Genomic DNA, 7476 nt, shown 5'->3' with positions numbered 1-7476 from the left:
ATAATAACATTTTGTCAAATCATCTGTCAACAACTTATTATATTTTTTTGTTGTTCGTACTTGTTTTGTCGTGACAACATATACAAATATACCACCTTGTCCAAATGATTGCAAGCATTTCTTTTACAAAAAGTTAACAAAAATAAATTACGTAAATTTAAAACAAATTAATTAGTTAATTGTACAACTAGGTATAAGTACAAGCACAAACTATTCCTCTTCCATAGATTAGTACAAGAAAAGGAGGAATTGTTATGCAATGTAATGAAGCCCATCAATTATGTAATAATTTTAGAGGGCAGGTTGTACGCATTTTCGATAAAGATGGAAATGAGCATGTTGGTCGTATTACTAGAGTAACTGAAGATCGAGTTTTTATTGAACCAGTCAATCAACATCGTCAAAACTCTAATTCATCTAATAGATCATCAAATCGAGATAGAAGTAATATGAACAGAAACCAATCTCATAGAAATTTCTCAGAAAGAAACTTTTCAAATAGAAGTTCCCGCAATGAAAATCGTTTTGATAATATGTTCGGTAATCGCTTTGATAACAGATTTGATCATCGCGTAGATAATAGATTCGATAACAGATTTGATAACAGATTCGATAATCGCTTCGATAATAGAGTAGATCGAGACTTCCGTAGAGATGGATTTGGATGCGGATTTTTCGGTTGCGGATTTGGTATTTCAATTGCACTTGGTTTTGTTGCAGGAGTAGCATTAGCTGCATTATTCTTTTTTTAATAACTCAGTAAAAACTTATATTCAATTAATGTGGGTATGTCTCATAAGTCAATTGCTGACTTTTGGGACACCCTTTTTAAATTCATACGTGTCTTTTTCAACAACTCTCTATACTATTATTTGCTAATACAAAATAACATCCCATCTTTAGACAAAGAATAAGAGCATTATAACAATATGTATAGGTGTTATTATGAAAAGAATCATTCAAATTATTTTTATTTTATTCATACTTAGCTTGTATACGTATACTTTTACAATTGCCAAAACAGTTTTATGCATAAATAAAGTAAAGATTAATAAGCATTTTCCAATCTATCCACGTGGTGACCATTGAATTATAAGAGTATACTAAATAAGTACATTATTAATCGAAGGTGGGAGAATATGCGTATAGAATCAATAATAAATGATTTATCATGTATGAATATAATACATAAAGATGATATTAAGTACACTCAACTAAACGGTGGAACAACAAGTTGTATATACCTCCTAGATGATAGAAAAAGCGAGAACAAATACATCGTTAAATTAAACGATCCTCATGTGTTAAAGTCAGAAGCATATTTTCTTAAATTCTATAACAAGGTAGATTTATTACCCAATTTACTCTTTGCTGAAAAGTCATTTAAATACATAGTTTATCCATTCATTCCTGGTAACACAAATTATGTTAGAAAAAATAAAAAAGAATTACTTATCTCACTTGTTGAACAGTTAATAAATAATTACGAATCTTACCCTGATGCTCCAGGTTGGGGATGGGCAGATGATTTATCAAGTTCATGGTCAGATTTTCTTATGAGTAGAATTACAGAGTCTAATAAAATTGTAGATTCGTACTTAGATAAAAAAGATCATACACTTATCCTTTCTATTGTAAACCATTCAAACCAAAACATTTTTCAAGGAGAACCTTTCTTATTACACGGTGACTGTGGAGTACACAATTTTATTTTTAACAATGACGATTTAAGTGGAATTATTGATCCAACCCCAGTTTTTGGTGATCCACATTATGATTTAATATATGCGTTTTGTTCTTCACCAGATAGTCTGACGCAAGAAACTATTTCTACCGCAGTGAGTCATCTGAAATTTTTACAAAATAATGATTCTCATAAAATATATGAACAAGTATTAGTTGGATTATACTTTAGGTTAGCTACATGTATAAGACATCATCCAAATGATTTAGACGAATATTTAATAGCTTGGAATTATTGGACTAGCTTGGTCAAATCTACATAAATTTTTGGATAAAATTGATAGTTGGGTATTAATCCAATCCTGGTAAGCCGGAGTTTTGTAGAACAAAAAAAAAGATAAGCTATTATGCCTATCTTTTTCTACATAAAAATACTCTATATCCTAACACATCTTTATAACGCAAAAGTATTTCTTGAAATCTATGAAGTAATTCAATTCCCTCTGGTGGTAACTTTTGAAATGGTAGTGAATCAATTGACTTTATTGATGTATTCATTATTGTATTTCCTTTGAGGATTTTATAATCTCTAAAGCCCCCTTTGATGAATGCCTGTTCCCACTCTCTTACCGTTTTTACTTTTGAAATACCATAAACATCTTTTATTTCACTTTCTTCATTTAGTGTTAATGGTCTCTCTGATGTCATTTCTATGGCAAGAAAATATCCACCTTTTTTTAACACTCTTATATATTCACGTAATGATTTATCTACATTTGTAAAGCTTGTTACTGATTCCGAAATAATAATATCAAATGAATTATCCTTAAAAGGAATGTTCTCGGCACTTGCTTGATGCAGAGTAATTGGAATTTTCTTTTTGTTAAATCGTTTTTTAGCACTAGCTAGCATCCTACTGTTAATATCGATTGTTGTAATTGAACAATTATAACTTTCATATAAATAGCTGGCCGTTTTACCTGAACCGCATCCAACTTCTAAAACTTGGCTTTCAGATGTAAGTGGAAGAAATTTTAATGTTTTTTTTGTTAAATCAAAACCACCTGGATGTGCGTCTTCTATATTTAACGTAGCGATTAAATCTATATAAGAAAATTTCCTCATATTTAAGACTCCAATCATTTAGTTTGATATAGTCTATTCATTTAAGTTTAAATTTGTTTTGTATTCTTGAAAACAATGAATTTTTTCTTAAACTAAAAACATCAGCTTTTGAGCTGATGTTTTAGTTTATATACAAAGTACATTAATTTGCTGATGAAAAACGAGTGTCTTTCATGGCCAAAATATCACTCTTCGTTACTTCTCAATCCCTTTTGAATCTTTCGAAGTGCTTTTTTTGAACCTCGCTCAATATCGTGCTGCAATTTCCTTGTCGCATAATCAACAAATAATGTATCTAAGTCATATCCTTTTGGATAAAGATCAGCAGCTTTTACTTCTAAAGATATTCGTTTTTCATTTACTTCAATTAAATCTCCATTATAAAATACAATGAGATTGTAGAAATTATCGATTTCCTTATAGACAATTCCAAAGTTATCAAGGTCTAATAATTTTACTCGATCGCCTATTTGATAGTTAAACTTTTCCTCGGCTTTCAATTTGACAATCTTTGGTTTCCTTATTACACTTTCATTCACCCTTTCTAATCGATATTCTTTATTTTCCATATATTCTTTCGCTCTTTGAAGTACATTTTCACGAATATTCATTTTCTTAGAAATCCATAGAGCGTTACTTTCTCCTGATTTCCCGATTATTAACTTATACATAGGTTCTAGTGTTTCACTGTTAAATCGCATTGCTGCATTCATAAAGTCACTATGCATTTCTGAAAAACGTTTAATTTCACCATAATGGGTAGTTGCAACTGTAATGCATCCCATAATATAAAATTCTTCCAAAATAGAAATTGCTAGTGCTGCTCCTTCATTTGGTTCCGTACCACTTCCTATTTCATCAAATAGTAAAAGTGTATTATTATTAGAATTACTCATAATGTCCGATAGGTTTTTCATATGTGATGAAAATGTACTTAATGCATTTTCTATACTTTGATTATCACCAATATCAGCAAAAATCTTTTCAAATACTGCAATTTCAGTCCCCGTGTCTCCAATAATATGGAAACCTGACATTGTTGCTAAAGTTAGTAAGCCTATTGTTTTCAGAACGACCGTCTTTCCACCAGCATTAGGTCCAGTAATTATTAGACTGCGATAACTTTCCCCTATCTCAAAATTAAGTGGAACTACATTACCTGTTAATAGTGGATGTTTGCACTCAACTAATTTTATATATCCTAAGTCATTTAATTTTGGCTCAATTCCACCAATGTATTTGCTAAATTTAGCTTTAGCAAACACCATATCATATTGGCTAATTAACTCCATATTTATATTTATTTCATAAATGTTTTCTAAAATCATTCCTGAAAGGGTAGCTAATATTTGATATTCTTCCATTTTCTCTTCAGCCTTTAGGCTAGCTAACTCACTGTTAAATTTAGTTACTGTATTCGGTTCAATAAAAACGGTTGACCCTTTAGAAGAAACTTCAATAATTGATCCAGGAACCTGTTTCTTAAAGGAAGCTTTAATTGGTATTGTATATCGGTCATCTTTCTTACTTATAAAGAAGTCTTGAATATACATTTTATTGGCACTATTACTTAGAAATTTATTTAAACGTTCTTTAATTTTCTCTTCAACTGAATCAATATTATTTCGTATTCGTTTAAGTTCTTTACTGGCCGCAGAATCAACAATGTTTCCTTTAATTGAGAAATTAATCTCTTCTTCAATTTGTAAGAATTCACTCATTGAGTTTGCGTAAGATGCAAGAATTGGTGCAAAAAACACTTTATCTTGCATAAACTTTTTAATTCTTCTGCATCCTCTTAAAAAATCTGAAATGCTGATTAATTCACTTGGATCTAATATCATTCCTTTTTCAAGATTTTGAATGATATTTTCAATGTTAGAAACACCTAAAAAAGGTACATGTCCTTCAGCGTCTAAAATTGCCCGAGCTTCAGTTGTCTCATTTAATCTATTTTTAACTATTTTTAGATTAGAGCTGGGTTCTAATTGATCTAACAATTTTTTACCTAATCCACTTACACAATAAGATTTCACAATTTCTTTTAACTCGTTATATTGTAATTTTTCAAATGTTATATTATTCAATTTTAATTCTCCTCTATAATATGATTTTAACGATCATAAATGGAGATACCTACCTGTCAAATTCCAATGAAAATATTTATAGAAATAAAGATCTGTTTTTACCCGAAAAATATAAAAAAGCTGCGGAGATACCGCAGCTTTAATCACATTACAAGGCAATCATAATTGAAAAATAGTTAAATAAGCTATCAGAGAGTAGCTGTACTAATTTCATTATACGCATTATAAAGTATTGTAGGTATCTTCATAGGTTTGAAATAAATACATGACAAAATTAAGGGTACGAATTTACTAATTCCCCTTTTTTCATCTTATTTATTTCAATTAATTTTTTCCTATTTAGAACCTACTGCACTCACAAAATGCACCTCATTTATTATTATGTTCATTGAAATCTAACTTATTGAAATCATCATACTATGTGGAATTTGAAAAGTAAAGATGATCTACTAAATTTAGTATATGTGTTTTTTAAAATTTTTCTACAACTTTTTTACCCATTAGGCAAGCTCACTGCTTTAAGTTTCATGTTCACTGAGCTAATAAGCTATTTGTAAAAAGTAAAAAATGTACCTTCCAAATTTATATTTTCAATAAGGTTTCTAATATTGTATAAAAATACATAATTTATTGAATATTAATTATAAAAAACTGGAGATTTCAAATGAAAAATAAAATAACGCTTCTTACATTCTGTTTATTGTTCTTATTTAACTCAATTACTCCAGTAAAAGGAGAAATTGCAAATCATTTATTTAGTAGCAAGTCCGTTAGTTTTAGAGGAGTCGATAATAATTGGGAAATTATACACGAAATGACTTTGGTCGGAACTGATATCTTATTTCAAACATCTATAAAATATAAAGGAAAATATGATAAGGATTTAGTTAAGTCCAACTCACGCTATTTGATTATATATAGAAATGGAACCATAGGAGGAGAGACGTTTTTATTAAATCAATCTGGTGAATTTCATGGTAAAAAAAGAGAGTGCGGCGGTTGTGAGTTTATTGATAAGGAAAAAGAATTATATTATGAAATTTACTGGAAAGATAATATAAGTAGAGTTATTTTAAATAGAGTGGATAAACCAATCTCTTTATAAAATACAAAAACTTATGATTGTTAAAGAAAACGAGCTGTTATGAACAGTTCGTTTTCTTGTGTTAGTTTTAGTTTTCCAACTAGTTTATAGTTTTCATCCCGTTCACTGGGCGTCCTAAAACTAAGTTTGATTCAATTGAAGAAGAAGAGATTACTTGAAAGCACAGGTAGAATATTTAAAAAAGCGTTATCCAAATATACTGGGGGAGGGATAATTCCAAAAGGAGTTCGATTTGAAATTCTAAATGAAATGAAAGCATGTTATCCATTAACGATGCTTATTCAAATCGCAAAAGTTTCAAGAGCTGGTTTCTACAAATGGAGAAAATCAAATTTATATAAGTTAAGTAAAACCACTGTTGAAGACACGGTAAAATCTCATATTGAGGCAATCCATGCGATACGACCGTATTATGGATACCCTAGAGTTACTGATCGTCTAAGAGATGAAGGATTGGTCATTAATCATAAAAAGGTTTATCGAATTATGAAAGAATTAGATATAAAATCCGTCATTCGTAAAAAACGAAAATACTATGGGAAGGAAGCATCGAATGTTTATCCTAACCTTTTAAATCGTCAATTTAAACAAGATTTACCGAACGTTGCATTCGCAACTGACATTACATATATCAAAGTAGGAGACAGGTTTTATTATCTTTCAGTCATTCAAGATCTTTATAATAATGAAATTGTGTCTTGGAAGTGTTCAAATCGAAATGATCTTAAATTGGTCATGGAAACAGTTAAAGATTTATGTAAAAAAAGAAACGTGCATGGAAGTATCCTGCATTCAGATCAGGGATTCCAGTACACGTCTACAAAATACAGCCAGTTCTTAGAAAAGAATAATCTATTAGGCAGCCACTCTCGCAAAGGAAACTGTCTAGACAACGCTTGCGTTGAATCATTCTTCTCACACTTCAAATGTGAATTGGTGTATCTATCTAATATTAATTCAGAACAGGAACTTATTCAAGCAATTGAAGAGTATATCCAGTTCTATAATAATGAACGGTCACAAAAACGACTAAACCGTTGTTCCCCTGTAAAATACAGGTTAACAACGGTCGCTTAGTTAGTCTTTTTAAATGTGTCTACTTGACAGGGGTAAGTCCAAATTGACAGTCCTTTTCCAAAATATAACAGATCCGAAATAAAAAAAGCACCAGCTGATTAGCTGATACTTTGGTAAACCAGGCGACGTTCTACTCTCACAGGGGGAAACCCCCAACTACCATCGACGCTGAAGAGCTTAACTGCCGTGTTCGGTATGGGAACGGGTGTGACCTCTTCGCAATAATCACCTGATTTGTATAGAGTTGTACTTCGTACCCTCAAAACTAGATAATGTCTTCATCAAACTTGTTAGTTAAGTCCTCGACCGATTAGTATCAGTCAGCTCCACGTGTCACCACGCTTCCACCTCTGACCTATCAACCTGATCGTCTCTCAGGGGTCTTACTAGCTTAACGCT

The 7476-nt window shown here is 30.8% G+C and carries 7 protein-coding genes and 2 rRNA genes; 5 read left to right on the top strand and 4 right to left on the bottom strand.

The genetic code is table 11. The annotated features are described in order from the left end of the window. Positions 1 to 254 precede the first annotated feature (254 nt). From B6K90_RS23125 to B6K90_RS23120, 3 genes are all read left to right on the top strand, one after another. Positions 255 to 752 carry a hypothetical protein gene (locus B6K90_RS23125; protein ID WP_088015038.1) on the top strand — a complete coding sequence of 166 codons (498 nt, stop codon included), beginning with the start codon at positions 255 to 257 and terminating at the stop codon, positions 750 to 752. Positions 753 to 945: 193 nt separating this feature from the next. Then, complete coding sequence (locus tag B6K90_RS23910) at positions 946 to 1089, top strand: hypothetical protein (protein WP_167555477.1); 144 nt, start codon at positions 946 to 948, stop codon at positions 1087 to 1089. A 50-nt stretch (positions 1090 to 1139) separates the two neighbouring features. Then, on the top strand, positions 1140 to 2006 hold the full coding sequence (locus tag B6K90_RS23120) for an aminoglycoside phosphotransferase family protein (RefSeq protein WP_088015037.1): 867 nt from the start codon (positions 1140 to 1142) through the stop codon (positions 2004 to 2006). 88 nt (positions 2007 to 2094) lie between these two features. Here the strand turns inward: B6K90_RS23120 and B6K90_RS23115 are convergent, their stop codons facing one another. Further along, a complete protein-coding gene (locus B6K90_RS23115; protein ID WP_167555476.1) occupies positions 2095 to 2808 on the bottom strand; it encodes a class I SAM-dependent methyltransferase in 714 nt (237 codons plus the stop codon). 185 nt (positions 2809 to 2993) lie between these two features. After that, entirely contained in the window at positions 2994 to 4895 is a 1902-nt protein-coding gene (locus B6K90_RS23110) for an endonuclease MutS2 (RefSeq protein WP_088015035.1), read from the bottom strand. Positions 4896 to 5559: 664 nt separating this feature from the next. Here B6K90_RS23110 and B6K90_RS23105 point away from each other — a divergent pair. Beyond that, the gene (locus B6K90_RS23105) at positions 5560 to 6000 is read left to right on the top strand and encodes a hypothetical protein (protein ID WP_088015034.1); all 441 of its coding nucleotides are present in this window, start codon (positions 5560 to 5562) and stop codon (positions 5998 to 6000) included. 135 nt (positions 6001 to 6135) lie between these two features. Continuing rightward, complete coding sequence (locus B6K90_RS23100) at positions 6136 to 7077, top strand: IS3 family transposase (protein ID WP_167555475.1); 942 nt, start codon at positions 6136 to 6138, stop codon at positions 7075 to 7077. A 117-nt stretch (positions 7078 to 7194) separates the two neighbouring features. On the opposite strand, the gene rrf is transcribed toward B6K90_RS23100, so the two are convergent. Together rrf and B6K90_RS23090 are read right to left on the bottom strand one after the other, a co-directional pair. After that, positions 7195 to 7310 (bottom strand): 5S ribosomal RNA (rrf, locus tag B6K90_RS23095). Between the two features lie 57 nt (positions 7311 to 7367). Next, a 23S ribosomal RNA gene (locus B6K90_RS23090) occupies positions 7368 to 7476 on the bottom strand; the annotation flags it as partial.

Origin of the sequence: Gottfriedia acidiceleris (assembly GCF_002128425.1) — a bacterium.
Lineage (GTDB): Bacteria > Bacillota > Bacilli > Bacillales > Bacillaceae_G > Gottfriedia > Gottfriedia acidiceleris.
This window is presented reverse-complemented; position numbering and strand designations above follow the sequence as displayed.

Excerpts from the sequence above, each read along its gene's own strand:
- B6K90_RS23125 (WP_088015038.1), top strand. The coding sequence starts at position 255 with ATGCAATGTAATGAAGCCCATCAATTATGTAATAATTTTAGAGGGCAG.
- B6K90_RS23910 (WP_167555477.1), top strand. The coding sequence starts at position 946 with ATGAAAAGAATCATTCAAATTATTTTTATTTTATTCATACTTAGCTTG.
- B6K90_RS23120 (WP_088015037.1), top strand. The coding sequence starts at position 1,140 with ATGCGTATAGAATCAATAATAAATGATTTATCATGTATGAATATAATA.
- B6K90_RS23115 (WP_167555476.1), bottom strand. The coding sequence starts at position 2,808 with ATGAGGAAATTTTCTTATATAGATTTAATCGCTACGTTAAATATAGAA.
- B6K90_RS23105 (WP_088015034.1), top strand. The coding sequence starts at position 5,560 with ATGAAAAATAAAATAACGCTTCTTACATTCTGTTTATTGTTCTTATTT.